Annotated in this window: 1 protein-coding gene; it reads left to right on the top strand. The window is 70.0% G+C overall.

The window, feature by feature from the left end; translation table 11 throughout:
• Positions 1-145 precede the first annotated feature (145 nt).
• Positions 146-1,003, top strand: an 858-nt coding sequence (locus tag ACWDNU_RS47315; RefSeq protein WP_449673644.1) for an ABC transporter ATP-binding protein, incomplete at its 3' end; no start/stop codon positions are given.

Here is a 1,003-nt window from a genome sequence, read left to right as displayed (position 1 = left end):
GCAGGGGAGTGTCCGTCATCGCGGCCTCACAGGGGAATGTTGCCGTGCTTCTTGGCTGGGTCACGCCGCGCTGAGCTGAACATCGAGCCCGGTGCGGCGTCGGATCGGTACCGTTGGGGCGAGACGACAACAGACGGGGAGTTCGATGTTGGAAGTCGCGCAACTCATCCGGCGCTTCGGCGACAACGTGGCGGTCGACGAGGTGTCCTTCACCGTGCCGCCGGGGGCGCTGACCGGGTTCGTCGGGGGGAACGGGGCGGGCAAGACCACCACCATGCGGATGATCATGGGGGTGCTGGCGGTGCACGGGGGCGAGGTCAGGTGGGACGGACGGGCGGTGACCGCGCTCGATCGCCGCTCGTTCGGGTACATGCCGGAAGAGCGCGGACTGTATCCGAAGCAGCCGGTGCTCGATCAGCTCGTCTATCTGGCCAGGCTGCGCGGACTGAGCGCGGCCGAGGCGAAGGCGCGGGCCGCCGAACTGCTGGGGCGGTTCGGGCTCGGCGACCGGAGCAAGGACAAGCTCGAGTCGCTGTCGCTGGGTAATCAGCAGCGGGTGCAGATCGCGGCCGCGGTGATCGCGCAGCCGACGGCGCTGATCCTGGACGAGCCGTTCTCCGGGCTCGATCCGGTGGCGGTCGATTCCATGGCCGAACTGCTGCGCGAGTACGCCGAGCTGGGGGTGCCGGTGCTGTTCTCCTCGCATCAGCTGGATCTGGTCGAGCGGCTGTGCGATCAGCTGGTGATCCTCGCCGCGGGACGGGTGGTCGGGCAGGGCACGGTGGCGGCGCTGCGGGCGACGGGCGCGGCGCGGTATCGGCTGGTCGTCGGCAGCGATCCGGGCTGGTTGCGGGAGTTCGCCGGGGTGCGGGTGATCGAGACGAACGGGTCGGCGGCGGTGATCGAGCTGGCGGACGCCAGTACCGACGCGGTGCTCGCCGAGGCAGGGCCATCGCGTCGAATTCAGGCGCGTCGGCCATCATCGCGTTGGCCCACTCGCGCA

The organism is Amycolatopsis sp. NPDC003676 (genome assembly GCF_053587275.1).
The sequence above is the reverse complement of the archived record's forward strand: the minus strand, read 5'-3'. Positions and strand labels throughout refer to the sequence as shown.